This is a genomic window from Luteimonas sp. FCS-9 (assembly GCF_001014645.1).
GTDB lineage: Bacteria > Pseudomonadota > Gammaproteobacteria > Xanthomonadales > Xanthomonadaceae > Luteimonas.
In genome coordinates this window covers 50,036-74,492 of the sequence record NZ_LASZ01000023.1, presented here as the reverse complement: position 1 = coordinate 74,492, position 24,457 = coordinate 50,036, and the positions used below count along the sequence as shown (strand labels likewise).

The following is a 24,457-nucleotide window of genomic DNA, read 5'->3' as shown; positions in this document are numbered from 1 at the left end:
GAGCCCGATCAGCCGAGCGATCCACGTGCAGACGCCGACAGGACGCCGGCGTCCGCGCACGGCGAAGCTGGCGTGCCTCAGGGCTGGGCGCAATTTCCCGAAGGATCGTCCTCGATCTGAATCGAATTGCCGCCGGCGCGCCTGTAGGTGCATGGCGTCGTTGCCGGCGTGGAACGGGACCCCACGCGTGCCCGATTCGTCGCTGTGGAAGCAGTCCGACGTGGCGTCAGGCCGCTTCGAGCTCAAGCTTGCCGACCCGTCGCAGGTCGACTTCCCGGCGCGCTACCCACAGATCGTGCGCATCCTGCATCGCCAGCCAGCTCTCGGGCGTCCGCCCGATCGCCTTGGCGAGCCGTAGGGACATTTCCGGCGTGACGCGGCTCGTGCCGTTGAGGATCCTGCTGAGCGTGGACGCCGACACGTCCAGCTTTTCGGCCAGCGTCCGACCGCTGACGCCATTGGGCTCCAGATAGACCGCGACGATGAATGCGCCGGGATGGGGCGGGTTGTGCATGGCCATCAGTGGTAGTCCTCGTAATCCAGCACGTACGCATTGCCGTCCCGGAACTCGAACGTCAGTCGCCAGTTGCCGTTGACGGAAATCGCCCAACGCCCCTGCATCCGACCTTTCAGCGGATGGAGGCGAAAGCCTGGAATCTCCATGTCCTCCACGATCGAGGCGGTATCCAGCGCAGCCAGCTGCATCTGCAACCGCTTCGCATGTCCGGCCTGGATGCCAGCCGTGCTGCCTGTCTCGTAGAACCGGCGGAGTCCCTTGTGCCGGAAAGACTTGATCATGCGGCCAACGTAGCATGTTGCGCATCACGCAACAAGTGGATGTGAGCCTGCCGTAATCGACACAAGCATGCGGTTGATCTGCATCAATGCGATGCGTTCCGGGCAGTCCTACCTTGGCATCACACCCACCCCGGATGTCCAAGCATCCGCCGCGTCACCCGGAGCCGATATGAACGTCCTGCCCTATTCCGCGTTCGACGTGCTGGCCATGGTCATGGAAGGCACGCACCTGCCCCCGCCGGCCGTCGCCGTCCCGCCGCCCGTCACCGAGGCGCCCGCGCCTGTGCCTGCGCCTGCCAAGCCGATCTATCCCGACTTCCGCCACGCCGCCTGAGCGGGCGCGCCGGGCGATCCGGCGTCCGTCCGCATGGCGAGAACGCGATGCCGCCCGTGGCGTCGCTCAGGGCTGGTAGCACTCGCCCGACGGATCGGCTTCGATCTGGATCAGCTCGCTGCCGCCACCGCCCCAGACGTTGCCGCCGGTGAAGATCAGGCAGCCCTCGTCGCGGAAAAGCGCCTGCAGGCGCGTGGCGTCGTTGCCGAAGTAGAACGGGATCCAGCGCTTGCCCGACTCATAGGAATGGAACCGGTCCGGCGCGCGGTCCATGAGGTCCTGGACCTCCTGCATGCTCATGCCGATCTGCAGCTGCGCGAACTTGCTGCCCTCGGCCGGCGTGCCGACGATCTCGCCGGTGAACCTGCCGTCCTTCGAGGGCACTTCCCGCGTCTGCCCGTCATTCGCGGCGAAGGCCGCCGACGTTGCCATCGCCAGCGCCAGTGCGGCGCCGATTCCCCAATTGCGCATTGCATTCCCCTTGCGTGCTGCGTCGCCGGAATGGCGACGGCCGGGCGATGCTAGCAGGCGGCGCGGGGACGCGCCGGATCGCACATGCACGCTCCCGCGTCATCCACACACCCTCGTGGCGACGCCGGCAAGCGCTTGCGCGCAACGGTCAGCGTTCGTCTGCCTGATCGGACATCACGCCTTCGATCCAGTCGGCGTAATGCCCCACGCGGACGTTGCAGGCGGTCTGGCCGTAGCGCCCCGGCCGGGCCGTCCTCACGTCGCCGGGAACGACCTTCCAGGCCCCCAGGCCAGCCAACTGCCATCGGTCGCCGGCCTCGATGAGCAGCGGACCGCCGCTGTCGCCGTTGCCGAGCACCCCTTCGAGCGGCAACGCCGCCGGCGGCGCATCGAACACGTAGCACAGCCAACGTCCGTACGCGCTGGTGATCGTGTTGAAGGCACGACGGAGCTCGGTGCGATTGGGACCGCCAGGGTCGTGACCGGTGGCGCCCGTCCCCGTCGCGCCTTTCCCTACCATCTTGATGATCTGTCCGGACTCGTCGTCATCGCCGTAGAGCGCAACAGGCGCCACGTCCTCGACCGGCTGTTTCAACCGCAGGAGCGCGATGTCGTCGGTCGAGGCGAGGAACACCACGATCAGCATGGCCTCGCCACTGGCCATCGCCTGGTCGATCAGCGACTGGGGCAACGTCCTGTAGCCGGGATGCACGACGACCTGCTCGACCTCTCGTGGCCGTCCGTCGATCGTCACCGACTCGACGCCGGCGTGCGCGGGAATCGTGTGCGCGGCGGTGACGACCCATTGCGGGTGGATCAGCACGCCGTGCCCCTCGCCCGGCATGTCGGCGAGCGCGGGAAACTCGGAAGCCGGAACCCGGTACTGCGTGTCGTCGACGTCATCGCGAACGACGACGGCGCTGGCGGTCGACGATGCAGCGAGCAGCAGCGCGAGCCACGGGAATCGGATCATACCGGGCGTTCCGGAACGACGGTGCGCGTACCCGCGCGACCCTGTGCCGGCATGTCCGTCACTTCCGCAGTCCCGCGATGACTTCCGACACGTTGAGCCCGAGTTCGAGTTGCAGGCGCACGTACTCGCGTTCCTTGCGCGACAGGCTGCGGCCCATCTCGATGCGCACGTCCTCGGCCTGCAGGATGCGCACGATCCGCGGCATCGCCGAGCCGATGGCGTCCGGGCCGTAGCCGGCCTCGCGCAGCGCAGCGGTGAGAAGGGCTTCGAGCTCCATGGCACATCCGGATCGGTTCGGGGAGAGGCATTGTGCGCCAGTGCCGCGACATCGACCGGATTGCGTCTCCCGCTGCCGCATCCGTGCCGCGTTCCACGAGCGCCGCGACGGATCGACCGGCCGCGCCGCGCGTCAGTCTTCGTCGGCGAACCCGGCCAGCACCGCATCCGACCAGTCGATTCGCGTCCAACCCGACTATTCCGCCGGCGGCGGGAATCCGCCGCGGCAGCTGCCGCGCCTGGCGGCGAAGTCGAAGACCGCGTGCGGCTGATCGTTGATCAACAGCACGACGTGGTCCGCACCGGCCGACCAGCCGATCGCGACCTCCGACGGCAGATGCCCGTCGGCCACCTGGGCGACGTCGTAGATGTGCAGTGCGTCCTGGATGGGCTGATCGGACTGCCGCGCGTCGAGCGCATAGAAGTAGCCGCTGTCGCCATCGTCCTCGAAGACCGCCGAATACGGGCCCTCGGGCGCATCCCCCTGCACGTGGCCGGCCTCGCCGATGCGCAGGGTCCAGGTCGCGGTCACGGTGATCGCCATCGGCGCATCCTTTTCGGGGGAGGCACCGATTGTGCGGGATGCGCCCCCGTCGCGTCGTCGTGCATCGCAACGACGCCGCTGGGCTTACGCCTGCGTCCAGACCGCGAGTTCGTAGCCGTCGGGGTCGGCGAAGTGGAACCGGCGCCCGCCCGGGAAGTCGAAAGCCGGCCGGGTGATGCGGCCACCCGCCCGCACCACCGCGGCCTCGCTGGCGACGAGATCGTCGGAGGACAGCACCACGAGCGCACCGCCGGGCACCGGCGTGCCGTGGAAGAAGCCGCCCGTCAGGCGTCCATCGCGGAACTCGCAGTAGTCCGGGCCGTAGTCCTGGAACGTCCAGCCGAAGGCCGCGCCATAGAAGCGTCGCGATGCCTCGATGGAGGCCACGGCGTATTCGAGATAGTCGATGCGGTGGTGCGCGTCGGAGCGGGTCATGACGAATCCTGGTAGTCGGGGAGCGGACATTGTCGGGCGCCGCGGCCCCGGCGGCTTGCAAGAATCGGACAGCAGGCCGCAATGACGCGCAGGCTCAATGGCCGTGATCGCGCAGCAATGCGGTCGGCGTCAGACCGGTCAGGCGCCGCACGTCGTGCGACAGGTGCGTCGCATCGGCATAGCCGGCGTCCAGCGCCGCCCTCGTCAGCGTGGCGGCGCGGGGCGCCAGACACAGCAACCGCTGCAGGCGCAGCACGCGATCGAGCACCTTGGGTCCGTAGCCGAAGGCCTCCAGGCAGTGCCGGTGCAGGCTCCGCTCGCTGATACCGAGCTGGCGGGCCAGGTCGGGGACGCGCGGCGCGTCCATCCCGTGCAACTGCGCGAACAGCCAGGCCATGCGCGGGTCGGGCTGCACCGGCACCTCGCCGACGGCCGCGAGCAGCGTCTCCGCCGGATCGCCCCCGTCGGACAGGCGCCGCGCCAGCAGGCCGGCCCGCGGCCCGATGATGGTATCGGCCGCGACACGCCGATCGGCGAGCCAGTGCATCGGCGTGCCGAGCAGGCGATGGGCCACGCCCGGCGAGAGGCGGAGCCCGGTGAGCCGGGCGTCGGGCGCGAGCTGGGCCGTCATGGCCTGCTGGTCAGGCCCGGCCACGAACAACTGGGCACCATCCCAGATCAGGTCGACGCAACCGTCGGGCAACACCAGGGGCGCGGCGGCAGATGCGCTGGCCCGGTAGTGCCAGACGCGTCGGACCCGATCGCGCAGGGCAGGCGGTGGCGGCATCTCCACATAGGCTGCTGACGGGATCGGTTCGCGCGACATGCCTCGATGATGGCATCCGCCAGATGCTGTGCACCATCGCCGTGCGCGCCCGAACCGCCGATCGGGATCGCCCGTCACCCGTCCGTTGTTCACCCTGCCGCGCTCGTGGTCTACAACCCCTGCTCACCCACCTGTTCCATCAGCGTGCGCAGCGCCACGCCGGCGTCGTAGATCGCATCGCCGAGGGCGGGCACGCTGTCGGCCTCCAGTTGCCGTGGATCGACCGATGACAGCACGTCGCCCTGCGCGACGATGATGCGGATGAGGCTGTCGAAGCGGTCCACCTGATTCAGGCTGATGCCATAGGCCGGACGGTCTCGGGTCATGTCAGGTCTCCGCGCCATCGACGGTCACCGTCAGCACGCCCGCTTCGGCGGTGATCCGCAGCCGCGTGCCGATGGTGAAGCCCAGCGCTTCGAGCCAGCGGCCGCTCAAGCGCAGGTAGGCCACCTCGTCATCGCCCCGATAGCGATCACGGGTCGCGTAGTGCCGGCAGCCCACGGTGCAGCGCCGCGGCCGACGGGGCGGGGCGGTCGGGGCGTGGTCGTGCGCTCCCGGCGCATCGAACGCGGGAAGCGGCAGGGACGCGGACATCGGGACATCGGCCCGGCGCTTCGAGGCGCGGGCGGTGTGGGGCTGGCGATGCATGGAAATCCTCCGTGACGGACAGGCGCACATGCGCGCGAACGCGGTCGAGGACGGAGCCGGGCGCGCCGTTCGGCGACGGCCGCCGAGAGCGAACCCGGCTCCGAGGCCCGGTCAGTGCAGCGCGGGACGCGGGGCCGGCTGCGGCACGACGCCGTAGACCGGATGGTCCTCACGCACGCGGCCTTGCGCCTTCGCGGCACGCGGGATCAGCTGGTCCTGCACCCGGTCCAGGATCTCCCGCACGGCGTCCGCGCCCTCGGAGATCGCAAGCCCGAGCGTGGGCACGGTGGCATCGGCCAGATCGTCCTCATGGCCGGACGCGAGCACGTCGCCATGCGCCATCAGCGTCTGTACCAACCGGTCGAGGGCATCGGCCTGATCGATCGTGACGCCGAAGACGTAGCCCTCCGGCACGTCGGCTGCACCCACCGGTGGCGTCGCCGTTGCACCCTTCATCGCGTACGGCGGCGCTTCTGATGCGGCCGGCGTCTCCTCGCTGACTTCAACGGCGGGGGCGGAGGCATCCGCCTCGGCCAACCATTGCGACCGCGGCCGCCACTTCATCGCTTCCAGCACCAGTTCGGCCTGCTCCGCCAACATGGCCAGGCATGTCGCCAATTCGCCGTGGCCGACTTCAGGCGGATCGTCCAGTTCCTCTTCGCGCGTGCGCGGCTGTGCCAGACGCGACAGGAACTCCATGTGGTCGCGCAGCTTCGCCAGCCGTGTCCGGTCGTCTTCCGGCAGGAAATAGCCGGCCCGCTGGGTGTCGTTCGTTTCGTGGTTCGACATTGTGTTGCCTCCTTCAGTCCATCGAAGTGACCCGCCAGCCAGAGACGGCGACGGGAAGTCGGGAGGCTAGAAACCGCTTAGAGCCGGCGGGCGTATTTCCCCGAAGGGTGTTGTATTAGCCGCCCTCCCGACGCAGGCAACACGTCGGTTGTGGCCGAAAAGATTCGGACACAAAAAACCCACCAGTTTGTCGGAGGTGGGTACCGCTCTAAGAGGAGTTTCTAGGCTCCGTGGTCGAGTGTGCGAGGGGATTTTGCGGTTGTCAAGCGCTGGGCGGTATCGATGAGAATGCGCCGCCACACGGTGACAATCGCTGCTTATCCAGCGCCAATCGCATCGTCCCGGCGTCCGTGCTCGAAGGGCACAACCCACGGCGTGCATGCTGCACTGGAATCAGTGAAGCGACTCGCAAGCGCACGACTCAGCGAGCAACGAGGCAGTGTCGAAGCCCGCAGAATTGAGTTGAACGAACAAGCAGGATCGCGGCGTCTATCGCTGAAGCACATTGCGCAGCGCTTCCATCACCAACTCCTGCAGAAGCGGGCTTGAAACCTCCCGCATTTCGGCCGCGACGGTCGCCTGTGTCGATCGGAACTTGCCATTGTGAGGCGAACGCGTCCCCTGTGTCGCAAGGGAACGAAGCTCGTCTGCCGTGAAGTGCTTGGCATAGATCGTCGCCAGATTCCGATCCCAACGTACCTGGTAGGCAGGGAGCAGCTTCGAAATCTCGCTGCCCACCAATCGCTTGGCCTCCGCGGCGCCATGCTGCTGCGCCAGCATGGCAAACGTCGTCGTCGCACCCGCCGCCTGGTTCGCAAGGCTTTCAAGTCCCGCGCCCATCTTGAAGCGCTGAACAAGGGCGACCGCTGGATCGTTCCCAGCTGCTGGGATCGCAGTCTGCCCGTCGGGCGTGGCCGGGCTACAGCCCGCCGCCGACAACGCGATCGACACATAGATCGCAGCAACACAAACGAGGTTTTTCCAGGACATGACGGCACTCTCCATGCGCAGCCGTGGCTCGATCCGGGCTTACCGAGAAGCAACAAAGCTAGTATTGGCGGTTAGCGCTAAGCCTCGGCGCGAAGCGTCGTCGTATTGAATAAGCCCCTAAATCTCAGCTGCCTTTAGGGGCAACTATGACTCGAATTTTCAGGCCAATAGCCATTGACTCAAGATCTCTTTCGAGACCAACGGGATTTCCGACCCGTCCTTCCGGATCGTAGACGAAGCAAATAAGCGCTTGGCAATCGGGATGTGCTTTGTAGCGCACTGCGTCTACCATGAGTTCTTCACCAAGATTCTTGTCTTTGAGCGAAGGCCGAGTTTTCTTAAGCTCAACGATGATCTGTTCCTCCTTCAGGAGGAAGTCCACCCGAGATGAACCGCCAGCATAGTTGGGTGTCCATTCTTCAGGTCGTACGTCATCAAAGTGCAACTTCAGAAGTGCATGGAACAAATCTTGCGCGTCGTACTCGTCTTCTATGCTTAGAGTCTGGCGATCTGCATGGCGAGAGCGGAGTTGACGTGCGACATAGTGGAATCTCAGACATATCAGCTCAACAAGTGAGAAAGCATCTGGCCTGATGTGGCTCTGGTCGAAAGATGATTCTTGTCCAAACGAAACAGCGTCGAACTCTCGAATCTCGCTTACAATTGACAAAAGTATATCTTTGGCATTGCTGAGGCCACGAAGATATGCATTATGAAAAGCTGATTCTGGAGTATCGGCAGAGAAGGCAAAAAGGCTATAACGAACATCAGTGAAGTCGGTCTTATGACGGCTCTCTTGTCCAAATATTCGCTCAAGTGCTACTTCAGTGTCTCTACGCCACTTAGTAAACTCAGGTGAACTACTGTCTTTCCGTGCGAGAGCATCGATCGCATCGATCTTGCTCTGAATGATCTGGATTGCGCGTTTACTTTCCATACTAGCATCTGACCATTGAATTATCCGCGCCGCGAGGCAACATCGGCTTGAATAAAAATTAAGGCGACGGCTTCAGAATTTTCGGAAACGATTGCTGCGCATTAGCTTGCGCTAATTGATTCTGCTAGTTCTTCGCTCTGAAGCTAAATCTCCCGAAGCTAGCGCCGCCAGTCTGAATCAGAAATCCATCATCTAGATTAGGGACGATCTTGTCTTTTGTGTCGTATTGCATAAGTGAGACGACTGCGACCAGAATATTATTGAGGTCGTTGCAAATTGCCAGATGCTTCAACATCAGACCCTGCTCTTCTCCTTTACCCTCAATCAACGCTGAAAATGATTCCTTGTCAATCAGGACCTGGGTAACACCTGAGCAAAGCCGAATTAAATTCGCCAGGCCTTTGACTGTCTCGTCGTGAAGGCTATCCGTCGATTCGTCTAGCGTGGACTCTGTGTCATCCGTCCGCTGCCCGTATCGCTCAAGCAGCACCTTCGATATCGAACTGAGACAGTGCGAAATTTCTGGAAGAGTCGCTTTTTCGAGAGCAAGCAACGCATCCTCGGCACAATGCCGCGCGCTAATGCGCTTGATCATAATGCGATTCCGTTCTGACTGGATTTGCGAGCATTGGATGGCGCTGGTGTCCTAGTCCGTAGCGTCGAGTATGGCGCGCCATACTGCGCAGCGCCACAAGACACAACGGTGTCAGGATCAGCCATTGCCGAAATCCTGGCTGCTTCACCGGGCAAGGTCATAGCATTTTTTGACTGCTCCCTTGGTGACTTGTTGTCACACGATTGTGTCGCATGCATATGCCGCTCTCAAAAAGAAACGGGGCGGCTCCAAGGCCGCCCCGCTTCATTCCGCATGTCATGCGCTTCAGCGCGCGACGCGCTTCACTTCAACCCACGATGCTCCAGCAACGGCTCGACGCTGGGGTCCTTGCCGCGGAATTCGCGGTAGGCGGTGGCGAGGTCGCGGGTGTGGCCGATCGACAGCACCTTGTCGCGGAACACCTGGCCGTTCTCGCGGGTCATGCCGCCGTTCTCGCGGAACCACTGGAAGGCGTCGTGGTCGAGCACTTCCGAGCCAAAGTAGGCGTAGTAGCCGGCCGCGTAGCCGCCGCCCCAGATGTGGCTGAAGTAGCTGGTGCGGTAGCGCGGGGGCACGGCGGCCAGGTCCACCTTGTACTGGGCCAGGGCCTGCTTCTCGAACGCGTCGACGTCCTGCTTGGCGTCCTCGGGCGGCAGGGTGTGCCAGGCGAGGTCGAGCAGCGCGGCCGACAGGTACTCGGTGGTCGCGTAGCCCTGGTTGAAGGTGCGCGCCTTGACGATCCGGTCCACCAGGTCCTGCGGCATCGCCTCGCCGGTTTCGTGGTGCTTGGCGTAGTTGGCGAACACCTTCGGGTCGAGCGCCCAGTGCTCGTTGAACTGCGAGGGGAACTCGACGAAGTCGCGCGGCACGTTGGTGCCGGCCAGGCTCGGGTACTGGGTCTTGGAGAAGAAGCCGTGCAGGGCGTGGCCGAACTCGTGGAACAGCGTGGTCACGTCGTCGAAGCTCAGCAGCGCGGGCTGGCCGGCCGCGGGCTTGGTGAAGTTCTCGACGTTGTAGACCACCGGGATGGTGCCGGTCAGGCCGTTCTGCTCGACGAAGTTGCCCATCCACGCGCCGCCCTGCTTGCTGTCGCGCTTGAACGGGTCGAGGTAGAACAGCGCGAGCTGCTTGCCGTCGGCATCCATGATGTCGAACACGCGCACGTCGGGGTGGTAGACGGGGATGTCCTTGCGCTCCTTGGCGGTGATGCCGTAGAGCTGGTTGGCGGCGAAGAACACGCCATCGTTGAGCACGCGATCGAGCTCGAAGTAGGGGCGGATCTGCGCCTCGTCGAGGTCGAACTCGGCCTTGCGGACCTGCTCGGCGTAGAAGTCCCAGTCGGCCGCGCCGGCGGTGAAGCCGCCGTTCTGTGCGTCCACCACGCCCTGGATCTTCGCCAGCTCGGCGCGCGCGCGGGCGGTGGCCGCGGGCACGGTGTCGGTCAGCAGCTTGAGCGCGACCTCGGGGGTGGCGGCCATCTGGTCGGCGATGCTGTAGGCGGCATAGTTCGGGAAGCCGAGCAGTTGGGCCTTGCGGGCGCGCAGTTCGGCCAGGCGCTGGATCGTGGCGCGGGTGTCGTTGCCGTCGCCCTTCTCGGCGCGGCCGGTGGAGGCGGCCATGAGCCGCTCGCGCAGCGCGCGGTTCTTCAGCGAGGCGAGCACCGGCTGCTGCGTGGTGTTCTGCAGGCTCAGCAGCCACTGGCCGTCCTTGCCGGCCGCCTTGGCGGCATCGGCGGCGGCGGCGATCGCGCCGGCGTCGAGGCCGTCGAGCTCGGCGACGTCGGTGACGAACACGCCGCCGGCGTTGCCGGCCGCGAGCAGCTTGTTGCCGAACGCGGTCGACAGGGTCGATTCCTCGGCGTTGAGCTTGCGCAGCTCGGCCTTCTCGGCGTCGCCCAGCAGGGCGCCGGCGCGCTCGAAGTTGCGCTGGGTGTGCTCGACCAGGGTCTTCTGCTCGGGCGTGAGCTCGAGGCTGTCGCGCTGGTCGTAGATCGCCTTGACGCGGGCGAACAGCTTGGGATCGAGGTGGACGGCGTCGCTGTGCTCGGCGAGCTTGGGCGCCAGCGCTTCCTCGGTGGCCTGCAGGGTGTCGTTGGTGTTGGCGCCGGCGAGTGCGAAGAACGTGACCGCGGCGCGGGTGAGCAGCTCGCCGCTGCGCTCCATCGCCTCGATGGTGTTCTCGAAGGTCGGGGCCTCGGGGTTGTCGGCGATCTCGCGGATCTCGGCCAGGTGGCGCTTCATGCCCTCCTCGATCGCCGGCTGGTAGTCGGTGTCCTTGAGCTTGTCGAACGGCGGCGCCTGGAACGGCAGCGTGCTGGCCGCGAACAGGGCGTTCTCGGCCGGGGCGGCGGTGGCGGCGGTATCGGTGGCGGGCATCGTGGACTCGGCAGCGGGGCGGTCGCCGCAGGCGGTGAGCGCCAGCGCGATCGCGGAAGACAGGAGCAGGGGACGGAACATGGAGGCACTCCGAAGAAAGGACAACGCGGTGACGGCGTCGGTCGCGGCACGCGGCCCGCCAGCCGAGCAGCCTGCGCCCATCGGCGGGGGTTGGGATGTGCCGTTGGTTGGCCGGTTCAGGCACGCGGGCGGCGGGGGGACAGCTAAGGCGGTGCCGCCTTGGCCGGAGGGGAGTGACAGGGGGGCGGGTGCGGTTGCCCCCACCCGGCGCCTGCGGCGCCGACCTCCCCCGCAAGCGGGGGAGGTGGGGCACGAAGCCCTCTTCGCGCGCGGAGAGGGTTGGTGGGGGCAGCGCGGGAACCCCTCAGACGGTGCCGCGGTTCTTGCCCATCCACGGCACGTACCAGGCGCGGATCCGCGCCATGTCGGCCTCGAGGTCGTCGCCGGGCTGGATCAGCGGCCCGAAGCCGATGACCTTGTCGGGGTAGTGGAAGTACAGCGTCTGGATCGGGACGTTGGCGGCCTTGGCGATCTTCCAGAAGCCGGACTTCCAGCGCTCCACGCGCTTGCGCGTGCCCTCGGGCGCCAGGCCGTACCAGAACGGGGCGTCGCCGTGGATCGCCGCGGCGGCCTGGTCGACCACGCGCGAGGCGCGGCTGCGGTCGACCGGGATCACGCCCAGGCCGCGCAGCGCCCAGCCCAGCACCGGCACCCGGAACAGCGAGTCCTTGCCGAGCACGCGGATGTCCAGGCCCAGGGCGGCCTTGGCGGCGAAGCCCCAGACGCCGTCCCAGTTGGACGAGTGCGGGGCGCCGATCAGCACCAGGCGCGGGATGTTCGGCAGTTCGCCGACCATGCGCCAGCCACCCAGCCGGAGGATGCTGCGACCGATCCAGCGCGCGAGCCGGCTGGGTTTGACCCGCGGCGCGAGCGGCGGGACGGGGATCAGGAACGGGTACTTCGATGTGCTCATGCGTCCTCGGCGCGAAGGCCCGCTCCAGCGGGCGTCAATCCCAGTCGCGCCCGGCGCGACCGCGCTTGATGGTACTGCGTTCGCGTTTCTCGCCCAGTCGACGTTCCTTCGCGCCGCGCGAGGGCCGGGTCGCGACGCGTGGCCGCGGCACCTCGTAGCCGGCGGCGACGAACGCGGCCAGGCGCTCGCGGGCGTCCTCGCGGTTGCGCTCCTGGGTGCGGAAGCGCTGGGCGCTGATGACGAGCACGCCGGCGTCGGTGACGCGGCGGTCGCGGCGGGCCAGCAGGCGGGCGCGCACAGGCTCGGGCAGCGAGGGCGAGCCGGCGATGTCGAAGCGCAGCTCAACCGCGGTGGAGACCTTGTTGACGTTCTGCCCACCGGGACCGCTCGCGCGCACGAAGCGTTCGACGAGTTCGGACTCGGGGATGGCGGGCGGCGTGGACATCGGCGGCGATTGTAGAGGGGCGCCGTGACGGAGGGTGTCGGCGTGCGGCGACGGTGCGGCACTCTCCATGCGGGGGAACGGCGTAGGAGCGGCCTCGGCCGCGAGGGCTTTCCCGGCCTGGGCCCATCGCGCGCGAGCGCGCTCCTACAGGACTGAGGGGCCGGGGAACAGGAGGAGGGCCTTGGCGAAGGCGTCGCCGGGCGGGGCGGCGATGTCCATGCGTTCGCCGGTGTGCGGATGGGTGAAGCGCAGGCGTTCGGCGTGCAGCAGCATGCGGTGGATGCCGAGCGTGCGGAAATGGCGGTTGTGGCGGCCATCGCCGTGGCTGGTGTCGCCGATCAGGTGGTGCGAGAGGTGCTTGAGGTGGCGGCGGATCTGGCGGAAGCGCCCGGTCATCGGCTCGGCGCGCAGCAATGCGTAGCGCGAGGACGCGAAGCCCGCCGACGGCAGCGCCAGCTCGGTCGTCGCCAGCCGGGTGAAGCGCGTGACCGCGGGCTTCTTGAGCGGCTTGCCGGGGCCGCCGTCGAGCGGGTGGTCGACCTCGAGCGCGGCGTCGGGCCAGCCGCGGCACACGGCCAGGTAGTGCTTGTCGACGCTGCGCGCCATCCACTGGGTGCCCAGCGCCGAGGCGGTGTCGCGGTCGAAGGCCAGCAGCAGGCAGCCGCTGGTGGCGCGGTCGAGCCTGTGGACCAGGAACAGCGGGCGGCCGAACTGCACGCGCAGGCGGTCGGCGAGGAAGTCGTGCTCGCCGCGCGCGAGCGCGCTGTCGTGGACCATCAGGCCGGCGGGCTTGTCGACCACCGCCAGCCAGGCATCGGCGTACCGCACATCGATCGTCATCCGCTGCGCTCCCGGCGCCGGTGGGGCATCCGAGGGGTGCGGATGCGATCTGCTATTTTCGGCGATCGCCTCGACAGAAGGGAAAACCGCATGCCCCGCCTCCGCGCCTGCCTGTTCGCGCTGCTGCTGTGCGCGGGCATCGCGCCGGCCGCCGCGACGCCGCGCCTGGACGCGCCGGTGCACACCGCCGAGGGCATCAGCGAGTACCGCTTCGACAACGGCCTGCAGCTGGTGCTGTTCCCGGACCCGGGCAAGCCGGTCACCACCGTCAACGTGACCTACCGCGTGGGCTCGCGCCACGAGGGCTACGGCGAGACGGGCATGGCGCACCTGCTCGAGCACCTGCTGTTCAAGGGCACGCCGACGCACCCTGACATTCCCGGCGAGATGAAGCGGCGCGGCATCCGCTTCAACGGCACGACGTGGTTCGACCGCACCAACTACTTCGCCAGCTTCTCCAGCGATCCGGCCACGCTGGACTGGCTGCTGGGCATGGAGGCCGACCGCATGGTCGCCTCGACGATCGCGCGCGAGGACCTCGACAGCGAGATGACCGTGGTCCGCAACGAGCTGGAGGCCGGCGAGAACAACCCGGTGCGGGTGCTGGTGCAGCGGCTGATGTCGGCGGCCTACGACTGGCACAACTATGGCAACCCGACGATCGGCGCGCGCAGCGATGTCGAGGGCATGCCGATCGCGCGGCTGCAGGCGTTCTACCGCGCCTGGTACCGGCCGGACAACGCGGTGGTGGTGATCGCCGGCGATTTCGACCCGGCGCACGCGCTGGCGCGCGTGACCGCGCACTTCGGCACGCTGCCGCGGCCGGCGACCGCGCTGCCGCGCACCTACACGCGCGAGCCGGCGCAGGACGGCGAGCGCCACGTGGCGGTGCGGCGCGTGGGCCGCACGCCGTACCTGGCGGCCGGCTACCACATCCCCGCCGGACGGCACCCCGACGCCGGCGCGCTGGCGGTGCTGGCGCAGGTGCTCGGGCATGCGCCCAGCGGCCGCCTGCACCGGGCGCTGGTCGAGCCGGGCCTGGCGACCTCGGTCTCGGCGACGGGCTACAGCCTGGACGAGCCGGGCTACCTGAGCGTGGTCGTCGAGGCGCCGGCGGGCAGCGACCTCGACGCGCTGCAGGCGCGGCTGCTCGACGTGCTCGAACGCAGCGACGCCGCGCCGTTCACCGACGACGAGGTCGACGAGGCGCGGGCGCGGCTGCTGGCCGGCTTCGAGCGCGCGCTGCGCGATCCCAACGCGGTCGGCGTGGCGCTGTCGGATGCGATCGCGCAGGGCGACTGGCGGCTGCTGCTGCACGCCCGCGACCGGCTGGAGACGGTGACCGCGGCCGACGTGCAGCGCGTGGCGCAGGCCTACCTGCGCCGCGACAACCGCACGACCGGGCACTTCGTGCCGACCGACGCGCCCGGGCGCATCGAGATCCCCGAGGCGCCGGACGCGGCGACGCTGCTGGCCGGCTTCGTCGGCCGGCCCGCGCTCGCCGCCGGCGAGGCCTTCGATCCGTCGCCGGAGAACATCGACGCGCGCACGCGGACCTGGACGCTGTCCAACGGCGCGAAGCTCGCCGTGCTCGACAAGGCGACGCGCGGGCAGGCGGTGCAGCTGCGCATGACGCTGCGCCTGGGCAGCGCCGACACGCTCAGCGGGCGCATCGACGCGGCCACGCTGGCCGGCGCGATGCTGATGCGCGGTGCCGGCGATCTCGACCGGGCGGCGATCTCGCGCCGGCTCACCGCACTGCGCTCGACGCTGAGCGCCGGTGGCGGTGCGACCACGGTCAGCGTCGCGGCCTCGACCGACCGCACGCACGTCGCAGACCTGCTCGACCTGACCGCGACCGTGCTGCGGCGGCCGACGTTCCCGCAGGACGAGGTCGACCAGCTGCGCACGCAGTGGATCACCGGCATCCGCGGCAGCATGAGCGAGCCGGGCGCGGTGGCCAACCAGGCGATGGCGCGGCATTTCGACATCTTCCCGGCCGGCCACCCGTTCCACGCGCGCACGTTCGAGCAGCGCATCGCCGGGCTGGAGGCGACGACACGCGACGACGCGGCGGCGTTCCACCGCGCGTTCTACGGCATGGGGCCGGGCACGACGATCGCGATCGTCGGCGACGTCGACGCCGAGGCGGTGCGCGCGCAGCTCGAGGCGCTGTTCGGCGACTGGCGCCCGGCGACGCCGTTCGTGCGCATTCCCACGCCGTACGCGGCGCGGCCCGCGGCGCAGCTGCGCGTGGCCACGCCCGACCGGCCCAACGCGGTGTTCCTGGCGCAGCAGGCGCTGCCGCTGGGGCAGGACCATCCCGACTATCCGGCGCTGCTGCTGGGCAACCACCTGTTCGGCGGCGGCGGCATGAAGTCGCGGCTGGCCGACCGCATCCGCCAGCGCGACGGGCTGAGCTACAGCGTGAGCTCGAGCTTCGGCGCGAGCGCGTTCGACGCGGTCGGCACGTTCTCGGCGCAGGCGATCGCCGCGCCGGAGAACGTGGGGAAGGTCGTGCAGGCCTTCGACGAGGAACTGCGGCGGCTGCTCGCCGACGGCATCGACGCGACGGAACTGGCGCAGACGCGCGACGGCCTGCTGCTGTCGCGCCGCACGGCGCGCGCGAGCGATGCGCAGCTGGTCGGGGTGCTCAACGACAACCTCTACCTGGGCCGCGACATGGCGTACTCGGCGGCGTTCGAGGCCGCGCTGGGCGCGCTCGACGCCGAGGCGGTGCGCGCGGCGATGGCCCGCCATCTCGACCCCGACGCGATCACGACGGCCGTCGGCGGGGACTTCGAGGCGGCGAGCCCGGCGCCGTAGCGCCGGGTGCTATTCGGTGGCCGGCGCCGGCGCCGAGGACGCCATCGATTCGAGCTCGGCGCACATCTGCTGTTGCTGGGCCGGCGTCGCGGTGTCGTACTGCGCGCGCACCTTGTCGTGCGCAGAGGCGAACTCGCGGTCGAACATCGCCGCGTCGCCGCCCATCTTCACGAACTCCTGCTGCTGCCGGTCCTTGGCCTGCGCCAGCTGGTCGGCCGGGATGTTCGGGTCGCACAGTTCGACGGCCGCGTGCATCGCGCCGCCGAGTCCGGCGAGCTGGGTCAGCATCGTCGTCGCCGCGTCGCCGCTCAGCGGCGCCTCGACCGGTGCGGTGCCGTCGTCGAGCTGCGCGGCCGCGGCCTCGGACGGCACCGTGCGGGTGTCCTCGACCGGTTCGGTCTGCGCGGGCGCATCGTCGGCCTGCCGGTCACCGCAGGCGGCGGGCGCGAGGGCGCCGGCGATCGCCAGGCCCAGGGGAAGTCGTACGCGCAGCTGTCGCATCCGGACACCTATTCGAAAACGAAGGAGGCCGCGAGCCTAGCAGAGCCGTTGTGGCAGCCCTGCACGCCGGCGCGACGCGGCGCCGGATTCCGTCACGGCGTGTCCGGCGTCGCGCGGCGGCTGCGGTAGCACTGCAGGTGCACCCAGGCGGCCTGCAGCATCGGTGCGGCGATGCCGGCGTCGCGAGCCCGCGCGCGCATGTCGCCGACGATCTGCGCGGCTTCCACATCCTGGCCCGATTCGAGATCGCGCAGCATCGACGCGGTGGCGGGCGAGCCTTCGCGGGTCAGCAGCGACCGGGCCTGCTGCGCCGCCTGCGCGGGGATCGCGTGGCCCTGCGCGGCGGCGACCGCGAGGCATTCGTCGTGCAGCGCGGCCATGAACGCCGCGCCGTCGTCGGCGGCGACGATGCGCCCGACGCTGGCACGCATCAGGCAGGTCGCGGACGCGAGCGTCGCCAGAAAGCTGAACTTGTTCCAGGCCGCCTGCAGGAAGTCGTCGCTGCGCACGGCCTCGAAGCCGTCGGCGCGCGCGCAGGCGTCGGCCAGCGCCTGCATGCGCGCACTGCCGTTGCGCGCAGGGTCGCGCTCGCCGAACGTCAGCGACGGCGGCGAGGGCAGGTGCACGACCTCGCCGTCGGCGCCCTTGACCGCGCTGATGAAGCACAGCCCGCCGAGCACGCGCGCCGCGCCGAAGCGCGCATCGAGCACGGCGTAGTGCAGCAGGCCGTTGAGGATCGGCATGACCGCGGTGCCGTCGCCGACGGCCGGCGCGATCGCCTCGACCGCGCTGTCGAGGTCGTAGGCCTTGCAGCTGAGGATCGCCAGGTCGAACGGCCGCGTCGCGGCCAGCGCCGGCAGCGCGTCGGCGGTGACGTGCGCGACCGCGACGTCGGCATCGCCGAGCGGGCTGCGCAGGCGCAGGCCCTCGCGCGCCAGCTGCGCCGCGCGCGCCGGGCGCACGAGGAACGTGACGTCGACGCCGGCCTGCGCCAGCCGGCCGCCGAAGTAGCCGCCGGTGCCGCCGGCACCGAGGACGAGAATGCGCATGGAAGGCTCCAGGAGGAAACGGACACCGCCGCAAGCTTAGTGCCCGTGCGCATGCCCGCGCGACCGGTCAGGCCGTCGCGGCGATCGCGCGCAGCGCCTCGCAGAGCCGGTCGATCTCGTCCGGGCGCGTGAACACCGCGGGCGTGATGCGCACGCAGGCGCCCGAGGCCAGGCCGTCGCGCATCACCGTGTGCAGGCCGAAGTCGTCGAGCAGGCGGTCGGCGAGCGCGCGGTTGTCGTCGACGCCGGGACGTCCGCGCAGGCGCAGCGAGGCGATCGCGCTGCACAGCGCCGGGTCTTCGGACGCCAGCACCTCGAACGCACCGGTGTCGCGCGCGACCGCGAGCCAGCGCGCCGAGAGGTGGCGCAGGCGCGCCTGCTTGCGCGCCGCGCCGATGCCCGCGTGCACGGCGAGCGCGTCGGGCAGGGCCATCACCGCGGCGAAGTTCACGGTGCCGGTGTGCACGCGCGCGGCGGTCGCGCCGTGCGGATCGGCCTGGCCCATGTACGGATCGATGTCGTCGGCGCGGCCGCGCCGGATGTACAGGCCGCCGACGCCGACCGGCGCGCCGAGCCACTTGTGGAAGTTGACGCCGACGAAGTCCGCGCCCTCGTCGGCGATGCGCACGTCCAGCTGGCCGACGCCGTGCGCCGCGTCGAGGATCACGTCGATGCCGCGCAGGCGGGCCATCGCGCACAGCTCGGCGACCGGCAGGCGCAGGCCGTGGCGATGGCTGACCTGGGTCAGCAGCATCATGCGCAGCCGCGGGTGGCGCGCGATCGCCTGCGCGTAGGCGTCGAGGATGCCCTGCCGCGTCGCCGGTGCGGGCAGCGCGATCTCGATCACGTCGACGCCGCGGCGCTGGCGCAGCCAGCGCATCGCGTCACGCATGCTGTCGTAGTCGACGTCGGCGCACAGCACCGCGTCCCCGGGGCGCAGGCGCCGGTAGCCGCCGATCAGCGCCTGCAGCGCCTCGGTGGCGTTGCGGGTCAGCGCCAGCTCGTCGCGGCCGACGCCCAGCGTGTCCGCGGCGCTGTCGAGCGCCGCGCCATGCAGCGCCGGGAAGGCGCGACGCGCGAACGCCGGGCCCTCGCGGTTCACGCGCTGCTGGTGGCGCAGATACGCGGCCTGCACGGGCGCGGCCATCACGCCCCAGTAGCCGTTCTCCAGCGGCACCGGGTCGCGGGCGACGTCGTAGAGCGCGGCGACCCGGGCCCAGTACGCCTCGTCGCGCGCGAGCGCGTCGGCATCGACGCCCGCGGGCGCGACCGGCACGTCGGGCATCGCCGCGGCGGGCAGCGCCGCGGCCAGCGGGGCGAGCGCGGCGGCGCGCAGCAGGCCGCGGCGGGTGCGGTCGGCCATGTCAGAACCGCAGCCGGAGCTGGGCGTAGACGTTGCGCCCATCGGTGTCGTAGGGCGCGTTGCGCGAGTAGACCAGGCCGCGGCTGGCCTGGAACGTCGCCTCGTCCGGGTAGCGGTCGAACAGGTTGTCGGCGCCGATCCGCAGCGACAGCGCGTCGGTCGCCTTCCAGGTCGCGGCCAGGTCGAACATCAGCATGTCGCCGAAGGTCTGGAACACCTCGCCGGCCGTGTTGCCGCTCGAATCGGTCCAGGTGCCGTAGTAGCGTGCCCGCGCCATCCAGTCCCAGCGCTGCTGGCCGAGCGTGGCGGTGAAGCTGCCCTTGTTGCGCGGCAGGCGCTCTTCGAAGATCCGCTTCTGGTCGGGGTTGGTCGCCACGCCGGTGCTGCCGTCGGCGACCTCGGTGCGGTTGTGGTTCCAGGCCAGCGTGAGCCCCAGATCGCCGAACCGGGGCTGGCTGCGATGGTGCGCGACCAGGTCGACACCCTTGGTGACGGTGTCGAAATCGTTGGCGAACCAGTTGATCGAGGTGTAGCGCATCGGGTTGGGCACGTCGGCCGGAACCGCGCGGTTGGCCGAGATGCTGAAGCGGTCGTCGACCGCGATGCGGTAGACGTCGAGCGAGCCGGAGAACCCCGCCGGCCCCTGCCAAGCCAGACCGAGCGTCGCCGATTCCGATTCCTCCGGGCGCAGCGGCTGCGCGCCCAGCGCACGCGCGACCGGATCGTCGGGCGAGAGCCGGCCGGTGTTGAACACCAGCAGCGTGGTCGTGTCCAGACCCTGGGTCGTGGACGTGGAGAACAGCTGGCCGGGCGTCGGCGCACGGAAGCCGGTGGACCAGGCGCCGCGCAGCGCCAGGCCCGGCGCGATCTCCCAGCGCGCCGACAGCTTGCCGTCGAGCGTGTCGCCGAATTCGGAGAAGTCCTCGTAGCGCAGCGCGCCGCCGAGCGCGACGCGCGCGCCCAGCGGCACCTCGACGTCGAGATAGGCCGCCTGGCTGGTCTGGTCCCAGCTGCCAGCCTGCGCCGGGCTGAAACCGGGCGCGCCGCTGGCGTTGGGCGCCAGCCCCGCGACCGCGCCGGGTCCCACCGCCCACGAGGCCGGATCGCCCTGGCCGACCGCATAGGTCTCCTTGCGGTGTTCGGCGCCGAACGCGACGTTGACCGGCGCGTCGAGCGCGGCCGTCTGCCACGCGTAGACGAAGTCGAGGTTGAGGTTGGTCTCCTGCTGCTCGAGATTGCCGAGGTAGAAGCGGGTGGGGCTGTCGGGCCCGAGCGAACCGTTGAACGAGTTGTCGAGCGTGTAGTCGATGCTGCTCACGCCGTGCGCGGCGCTGACGTCCCAGTCCAGCGCCTCGCCCAACACGCCGCGGACGCCGGCCAGCAGGTGGATGTCCTCGGACGCATTGCCGTACTGCGGGGAGAACCCCACCGGGTAGAGGTCGCGCAGGTCGAAGCCCGGGAAGACGTCGGTGCGCCGGTAGAGTTCGCCGTTGGTGTCGGGGTTGCGCCAGTTGAAGTCGCTCACGCCGTCGGTGTTGCCGTACAGGCCGAACGCGTAGAGGCCGCCGTACTCGCCGAACGGGCGATCGAGGTTGAAGCCCAGCCGCGTGCTGGCGAGCTCGGGCTGGCCCCAGCGCTGCACCGGGTCGGGCACGTCGAGCTCGGGATGGGCCTCCTGGAACGCGATCGCATCGGGTCGCTGGCGCGAGCGCGAGGTCGGCTTGGACTCGCTGTGCGCGAGGAACACCCGGAACGCGCCGCCGTCGGCCAGTTCGAAGCCGTAGCCGAACTCGCCGCCCCATGCCGCGCCGTCGCCCTCGCTGTACTCGGAGACGTCGAGCCCGAACTGGCCGCCGACGCTGTCGTCGAGGATGATGTTGATCACGCCGGCGATCGCGTCCGAGCCGTACTGGGCCGCCGCGCCGTCGCGCAGCACCTCGATGCGCTTGATCGCCGCGGCGGGGATCTGCGACAGGTCCGGCCCCTGCGCGCCGCGGGAGCCGAGCAGTGCGGAGCGGTGGAAGCGGCGCCCGTTGACCAGCACCAGGGTGTGGTCGGGCGAGAGCGCGCGCAGCGTGGCCGGGCGCACGAACACCAGGCCGTCGGCCATCGGCATGCGCTGGACCACGAACGAGGGCACCAGCTGGGCGAGGATGTCGTTGACGTCGCTCGACTCGACGCTGCGCACGTCCTCGGCGCTGAACACGTCGATCGGCGCCATCGTGTCGAACTGGGTGCGGGCCGAGCCGCGGGTGCCGGTGACGATGACCGCGTCGAGCGCCGACGTCGTGGGCGGAGACGATGCGGCGTCAGGCGCAGGCGCGGCGGAAGCGGAGAGGGAAACGAACGCGGTCGACAGCGCGATCGCGATCGCGCGTGCAAGGTTGGCTGGTGTCATGGCTCGGCGGCTTGGGAGAGGGAGCGCGGACCGCATCCCTGCACCGCAGCGCGGCATGATCGGCGCCACGGTTGACGCGCCGATGACAGCCGCGGCTCGCGCGCGCCGTCATCGTCTCCCGGGCCACCTGCGCCAGCGCAGCGCGCGCCGGCGCAAACGTCAACTGCGCAGGCCCACGCCGCGCCTGAGCAGCGTCAGCGCCACGACGGTCAGCACGACCACGAAGCCCAGCATCAGCGCGTAGGCGATCGTCAGCGGGATGTCGGAGGTGCCGAGCAGGCCGTAGCGGAACGCGTTGACCATGTAGAAGATCGGGTTGGCGTGGGTCGCGGCCTCGGCCCAGTCGGGCAGCAGCTTGACCGAATAGAACACGCCGCCCAGGTAGGTCAGCGGGGTCAGGATGAACGTCGGCACGATCGCGACGTCGTCGAACTTCTTGGCGTAGACCGCGTTGATGAAGCCGGCCAGCGAGAAGATCGTGGCACCCAGCAGCACGGTGGTCAGCGTGACCAGCGGGTGCGGGATGCGCACGTGGGTGAACAGCATCGCGATGCCGAGCACGATCACGCCGACCGCGACGCCGCGCGCGACCGCGCCGATCACGTAGCCGCCGAGCACCACCCAGCCGGGCATCGGGCTAACCAGAAGTTCCTCGACGTGGCGGCCGAACTTGGCGCCGAAGAAGCTCGAGGAGATGTTGCCGTAGCTGTTCTGGATGACGCTCATCATCACCAGGCCGGGCACGATGAAGTCCATGTAGGACACGCCGCCCATCTCGCCGATGCGCGCGCCGATCAGGCCGCCGAAGATCAGGAAGTACAGCGTCATCGTGATCGCCGGCGGCACCAGCGTCTGGGCCCAGATGCGCAGGATGCGCACGACCTCGCGCCGGGCGATGGTGCCCAGGGCGACCAGATTGCGGGCGGTGTTGGTGGGTGTTGTGTTCATGCTCGGCGTGTGTCGAAGAAGAGAATGGGTCGGGGATGCCGCGGTGCGCGCGCCCCGCGCCTACGCATTCCCGGTCCCCGATCCCGCATCCCGCGCGGTCAGCCGCACGAACAGTTCCTCGAGGCGGTTGGACTTGGTCCGCATCGAGCGCACGCGCAGCCCGGCCGCGTCGAGCGCGGCGAACACGCGGTTGAGGTCCATCGCGCGCGGCATGTCGATGTCGAGCGTGTGCGCGTCGGGCGCGGCGATCGTCACCCCGTCGATCGCCGGCAGCGCGTCGGGCAGCGTCCCGTCGATGTCGAGCATGAACCCCTCGACGTCGAGCTGGGCGAGCAGCGCGCGGATCGGGCCCTGTTCGACGATGCGGCCATGGTCGATGATCGCCAGATTGCGGCACAGCGACTCGGCTTCCTCGAGGTAGTGCGTGGTCAGGATGATCGTGGTGCCGGCGGCGTTGATCTCGCGCAGGCTCCGCCACATGCCGCGCCGGATCTCGATGTCCACGCCCGCCGTGGGCTCGTCGAGGATCAGCAGCCGGGGGCGGGTCATCATCGCGCGGGCGATCATCAGCCGGCGCTTCATGCCGCCCGACAGGGTGCGGCTCATGACCTGGGCCTTGTCCCACAGCTGCGCGGCGCGCAGCTCGGCCTCGGCGCGCTCGGCGGCCTCGCGGCGCGGCACGCCGTAGAAGCCGGCGTAGTTGACCAGGATGTCGAAGGGCTTCTCGAACAGGTTGAAGTTGATTTCCTGAGGCACCAGGCCGAGCAGGCGCATCGCCTGGTCGCGGTGGCGCGCGATGTCCACGCCGAACACCTCGACGCTGCCCGCGCTCATGTTGACCAGCGAGGAGACGATGCCGATCAGCGTGCTCTTGCCCGCGCCGTTGGGGCCGAGCAGGGCGTGGAAGTCGCCGGGCGCGACCTCGAGCGAGATGCCCTTGAGCGCCTCGACGCCGCCGGCGTAGGTCTTGCGCAGATCGCGCACGGACAGCGCCGGCGCGTCGGCCGGCAGGGATTGGGTTCGGGTCATGGGTCCGAGAGGTCCGGTGCCGGCGGCCCAGGGGCGGCCTCGGCGAAGGCGCTAGTATAGGCGCCCGGTCGCGGCCGGCCCCGCGATGCACTGTTGCGCGGACCGCGCGCCGGTTCCCGCCTCCGATCCGGTTGACTCGTGGCCATCCAGCAGTTCCCGCTCAAGCTCACCGGCCGGCGCATGATCGCGCCGACCGTCGCCCATCTGTCGTTCGTGCGCGACGACGGCCAGCCGCTGGACTTCGTGCCCGGCCAGTTCATCCAGGTGCACTTCGCGTATGCCGACGGCACCACGACCAAGCGCTCGTACTCGCTGGCGACGATCCACGACCATGCGATGGGGCCGGGCGAGGCGGTGGAAATCGCGGTCAGCTACGTGCCGGGGGGCGCGGCGACCGCGCTGTTCGAGGGCCTGGCGCTCGGCGACCACGTGCAGGCCAGCGGTCCGTTCGGCCGGTTCTGCCTGCTGCCGCAGGACCGCAACCGCCGCTACCTGCTGATCGGCACCGGCACCGGCGTGACCCCGTACCGGGCGATGCTGCCGCTGCTGGCGCAGGCGATCGCCGAGCGCGGCGTCGAGGTCGTGCTGCTGCTGGGCGCCCGCACGCCGGCCGAGCTGCTGTATGGCGACGACTTCCGCGCGTTCGCGCAGGCGCACCCGCAGTTCCGCTTCGTGCCGTGCTTCTCGCGCGAGCTGCCGGCGCCGGGCGATCCGCACGCGCACGCCGACGTGCGCCACGGCTACGTGCAGCAGTTCATCGGCGAGTTCGCGCCGACCGCCGACGACATCGCCTACCTGTGCGGCAATCCGGACATGGTCGACGCCGCCTTCGAGGCGCTGAAGGGCTTCGGCCTGCCGGTGCCGCGGATCCGGCGCGAGAAGTATGTCAGCAGCAAATGAGGCCGTGACCGCCGGCCGGTCGCCTCGTCTTCGACGCGCAGCTGAGGTATCGGCGATACAGGTCGGGCGGCCGCGAGCGGCGGACGGCATCCGCTCCCCGTCGCGCTCCTCACCTCCATCGTAGGAGCGCGCTCGCGCGCGATGACGCGTTGCCGGGCGAACCCTATCGCGCG

The 24,457-nt window shown here is 69.5% G+C and carries 27 protein-coding genes; 3 read left to right on the top strand and 24 right to left on the bottom strand.

The genetic code is table 11. The annotated features are described in order from the left end of the window. Window positions 1–226: 226 nt before the first annotated feature. Both WQ56_RS18815 and WQ56_RS18810 read right to left on the bottom strand, forming a co-directional pair. Window positions 227–520: a HigA family addiction module antitoxin gene (locus WQ56_RS18815; protein WP_047138063.1), complete on the bottom strand. Its 294-nt coding sequence runs from the start codon at window positions 518–520 to the stop codon at window positions 227–229. Next, window positions 520–798, bottom strand: coding sequence for a type II toxin-antitoxin system RelE/ParE family toxin (locus WQ56_RS18810; RefSeq protein WP_047138062.1), 279 nt, complete (start codon window positions 796–798; stop codon window positions 520–522). The genes WQ56_RS18815 and WQ56_RS18810 overlap by 1 nt, the downstream gene beginning before the upstream one ends. Window positions 799–865: 67 nt before the next feature. Here WQ56_RS18810 and WQ56_RS19130 point away from each other — a divergent pair, with 67 nt between their 5' ends. Then, the gene (locus tag WQ56_RS19130) at window positions 866–1,132 is read left to right on the top strand and encodes a hypothetical protein (protein WP_197076509.1); all 267 of its coding nucleotides are present in this window, start codon (window positions 866–868) and stop codon (window positions 1,130–1,132) included. Between the two features lie 66 nt (window positions 1,133–1,198). Here the strand turns inward: WQ56_RS19130 and WQ56_RS15615 are convergent, their stop codons facing one another. The 16 genes from WQ56_RS15615 to WQ56_RS15550 form a co-directional block, all read right to left on the bottom strand. After that, window positions 1,199–1,603, bottom strand: coding sequence for a hypothetical protein (locus tag WQ56_RS15615; protein WP_052773048.1), 405 nt, complete (start codon window positions 1,601–1,603; stop codon window positions 1,199–1,201). A 148-nt stretch (window positions 1,604–1,751) separates the two neighbouring features. Then, window positions 1,752–2,576 carry a trypsin-like serine protease gene (locus WQ56_RS15610; protein ID WP_047138061.1) on the bottom strand — a complete coding sequence of 275 codons (825 nt, stop codon included), beginning with the start codon at window positions 2,574–2,576 and terminating at the stop codon, window positions 1,752–1,754. Window positions 2,577–2,634: 58 nt separating this feature from the next. Further along, on the bottom strand, window positions 2,635–2,853 hold the full coding sequence (locus WQ56_RS15605) for a hypothetical protein (protein ID WP_047138060.1): 219 nt from the start codon (window positions 2,851–2,853) through the stop codon (window positions 2,635–2,637). 195 nt (window positions 2,854–3,048) lie between these two features. Then, window positions 3,049–3,396 (bottom strand): DUF2251 domain-containing protein, encoded by a 348-nt coding sequence (locus WQ56_RS15600; RefSeq protein WP_047138059.1) that lies wholly within the window; start codon window positions 3,394–3,396, stop codon window positions 3,049–3,051. Between the two features lie 84 nt (window positions 3,397–3,480). After that, entirely contained in the window at window positions 3,481–3,831 is a 351-nt protein-coding gene (locus WQ56_RS15595) for a VOC family protein (protein WP_047138058.1), read from the bottom strand. Window positions 3,832–3,925: 94 nt separating this feature from the next. Then, the gene (locus WQ56_RS15590) at window positions 3,926–4,657 is read right to left on the bottom strand and encodes a helix-turn-helix domain-containing protein (RefSeq protein WP_047138057.1); all 732 of its coding nucleotides are present in this window, start codon (window positions 4,655–4,657) and stop codon (window positions 3,926–3,928) included. Window positions 4,658–4,767: 110 nt separating this feature from the next. Then, on the bottom strand, window positions 4,768–4,983 hold the full coding sequence (locus WQ56_RS15585; RefSeq protein WP_047138056.1) for a hypothetical protein: 216 nt from the start codon (window positions 4,981–4,983) through the stop codon (window positions 4,768–4,770). A gap of 1 nt (window position 4,984) precedes the next feature. Then, the gene (locus tag WQ56_RS15580) at window positions 4,985–5,251 is read right to left on the bottom strand and encodes a SymE family type I addiction module toxin (protein ID WP_231583437.1); all 267 of its coding nucleotides are present in this window, start codon (window positions 5,249–5,251) and stop codon (window positions 4,985–4,987) included. A gap of 165 nt (window positions 5,252–5,416) precedes the next feature. Further along, on the bottom strand, window positions 5,417–6,094 hold the full coding sequence (locus WQ56_RS15575; RefSeq protein ID WP_047138055.1) for a hypothetical protein: 678 nt from the start codon (window positions 6,092–6,094) through the stop codon (window positions 5,417–5,419). A 489-nt stretch (window positions 6,095–6,583) separates the two neighbouring features. Continuing rightward, window positions 6,584–7,084 (bottom strand): hypothetical protein, encoded by a 501-nt coding sequence (locus tag WQ56_RS15570; protein ID WP_156170577.1) that lies wholly within the window; start codon window positions 7,082–7,084, stop codon window positions 6,584–6,586. 124 nt (window positions 7,085–7,208) lie between these two features. Then, the gene (locus tag WQ56_RS19125) at window positions 7,209–8,021 is read right to left on the bottom strand and encodes a hypothetical protein (protein ID WP_197076508.1); all 813 of its coding nucleotides are present in this window, start codon (window positions 8,019–8,021) and stop codon (window positions 7,209–7,211) included. A gap of 124 nt (window positions 8,022–8,145) precedes the next feature. Then, the gene (locus WQ56_RS18800; RefSeq protein ID WP_156170576.1) at window positions 8,146–8,616 is read right to left on the bottom strand and encodes a hypothetical protein; all 471 of its coding nucleotides are present in this window, start codon (window positions 8,614–8,616) and stop codon (window positions 8,146–8,148) included. A 302-nt stretch (window positions 8,617–8,918) separates the two neighbouring features. Next, complete coding sequence (gene dcp, locus WQ56_RS15565) at window positions 8,919–11,072, bottom strand: peptidyl-dipeptidase Dcp (RefSeq protein WP_047138054.1); 2,154 nt, start codon at window positions 11,070–11,072, stop codon at window positions 8,919–8,921. A 304-nt stretch (window positions 11,073–11,376) separates the two neighbouring features. Next, a complete protein-coding gene (locus WQ56_RS15560) occupies window positions 11,377–11,985 on the bottom strand; it encodes a lysophospholipid acyltransferase family protein (RefSeq protein ID WP_047138053.1) in 609 nt (202 codons plus the stop codon). Between the two features lie 34 nt (window positions 11,986–12,019). Further along, on the bottom strand, window positions 12,020–12,430 hold the full coding sequence (gene arfB / locus WQ56_RS15555; protein ID WP_047138052.1) for an alternative ribosome rescue aminoacyl-tRNA hydrolase ArfB: 411 nt from the start codon (window positions 12,428–12,430) through the stop codon (window positions 12,020–12,022). 144 nt (window positions 12,431–12,574) lie between these two features. Continuing rightward, window positions 12,575–13,270 carry a pseudouridine synthase gene (locus tag WQ56_RS15550; protein ID WP_047138051.1) on the bottom strand — a complete coding sequence of 232 codons (696 nt, stop codon included), beginning with the start codon at window positions 13,268–13,270 and terminating at the stop codon, window positions 12,575–12,577. A gap of 90 nt (window positions 13,271–13,360) precedes the next feature. Between WQ56_RS15550 and WQ56_RS15545 the strand changes: the two genes are divergently transcribed. Further along, entirely contained in the window at window positions 13,361–16,096 is a 2,736-nt protein-coding gene (locus WQ56_RS15545) for a pitrilysin family protein (RefSeq protein ID WP_047138050.1), read from the top strand. 9 nt (window positions 16,097–16,105) lie between these two features. Here WQ56_RS15545 and WQ56_RS17795 read toward each other — a convergent pair whose 3' ends face one another. From WQ56_RS17795 to WQ56_RS15515, 6 genes are all read right to left on the bottom strand, one after another. Beyond that, window positions 16,106–16,597: a hypothetical protein gene (locus WQ56_RS17795; RefSeq protein WP_052773045.1), complete on the bottom strand. Its 492-nt coding sequence runs from the start codon at window positions 16,595–16,597 to the stop codon at window positions 16,106–16,108. Window positions 16,598–16,689: 92 nt separating this feature from the next. After that, a complete protein-coding gene (gene panE, locus WQ56_RS15535; RefSeq protein WP_047138049.1) occupies window positions 16,690–17,646 on the bottom strand; it encodes a 2-dehydropantoate 2-reductase in 957 nt (318 codons plus the stop codon). Window positions 17,647–17,713: 67 nt separating this feature from the next. After that, on the bottom strand, window positions 17,714–19,009 hold the full coding sequence (locus tag WQ56_RS15530) for an aminotransferase class V-fold PLP-dependent enzyme (RefSeq protein ID WP_047138048.1): 1,296 nt from the start codon (window positions 19,007–19,009) through the stop codon (window positions 17,714–17,716). A 1-nt stretch (window position 19,010) separates the two neighbouring features. Further along, complete coding sequence (locus tag WQ56_RS15525; protein ID WP_047138047.1) at window positions 19,011–21,407, bottom strand: TonB-dependent receptor; 2,397 nt, start codon at window positions 21,405–21,407, stop codon at window positions 19,011–19,013. Window positions 21,408–21,566: 159 nt separating this feature from the next. Further along, window positions 21,567–22,355: an ABC transporter permease gene (locus WQ56_RS15520; RefSeq protein ID WP_047138046.1), complete on the bottom strand. Its 789-nt coding sequence runs from the start codon at window positions 22,353–22,355 to the stop codon at window positions 21,567–21,569. 60 nt (window positions 22,356–22,415) lie between these two features. Beyond that, window positions 22,416–23,384, bottom strand: a complete 969-nt coding sequence (locus WQ56_RS15515) for an ABC transporter ATP-binding protein (protein WP_047138045.1) — start codon at window positions 23,382–23,384, stop codon at window positions 22,416–22,418. Between the two features lie 138 nt (window positions 23,385–23,522). Between WQ56_RS15515 and WQ56_RS15510 the strand changes: the two genes are divergently transcribed. Beyond that, window positions 23,523–24,284, top strand: a complete 762-nt coding sequence (locus WQ56_RS15510; protein WP_082132460.1) for a ferredoxin--NADP reductase — start codon at window positions 23,523–23,525, stop codon at window positions 24,282–24,284. The last annotated feature ends 173 nt before the right edge of the window (window positions 24,285–24,457 follow it).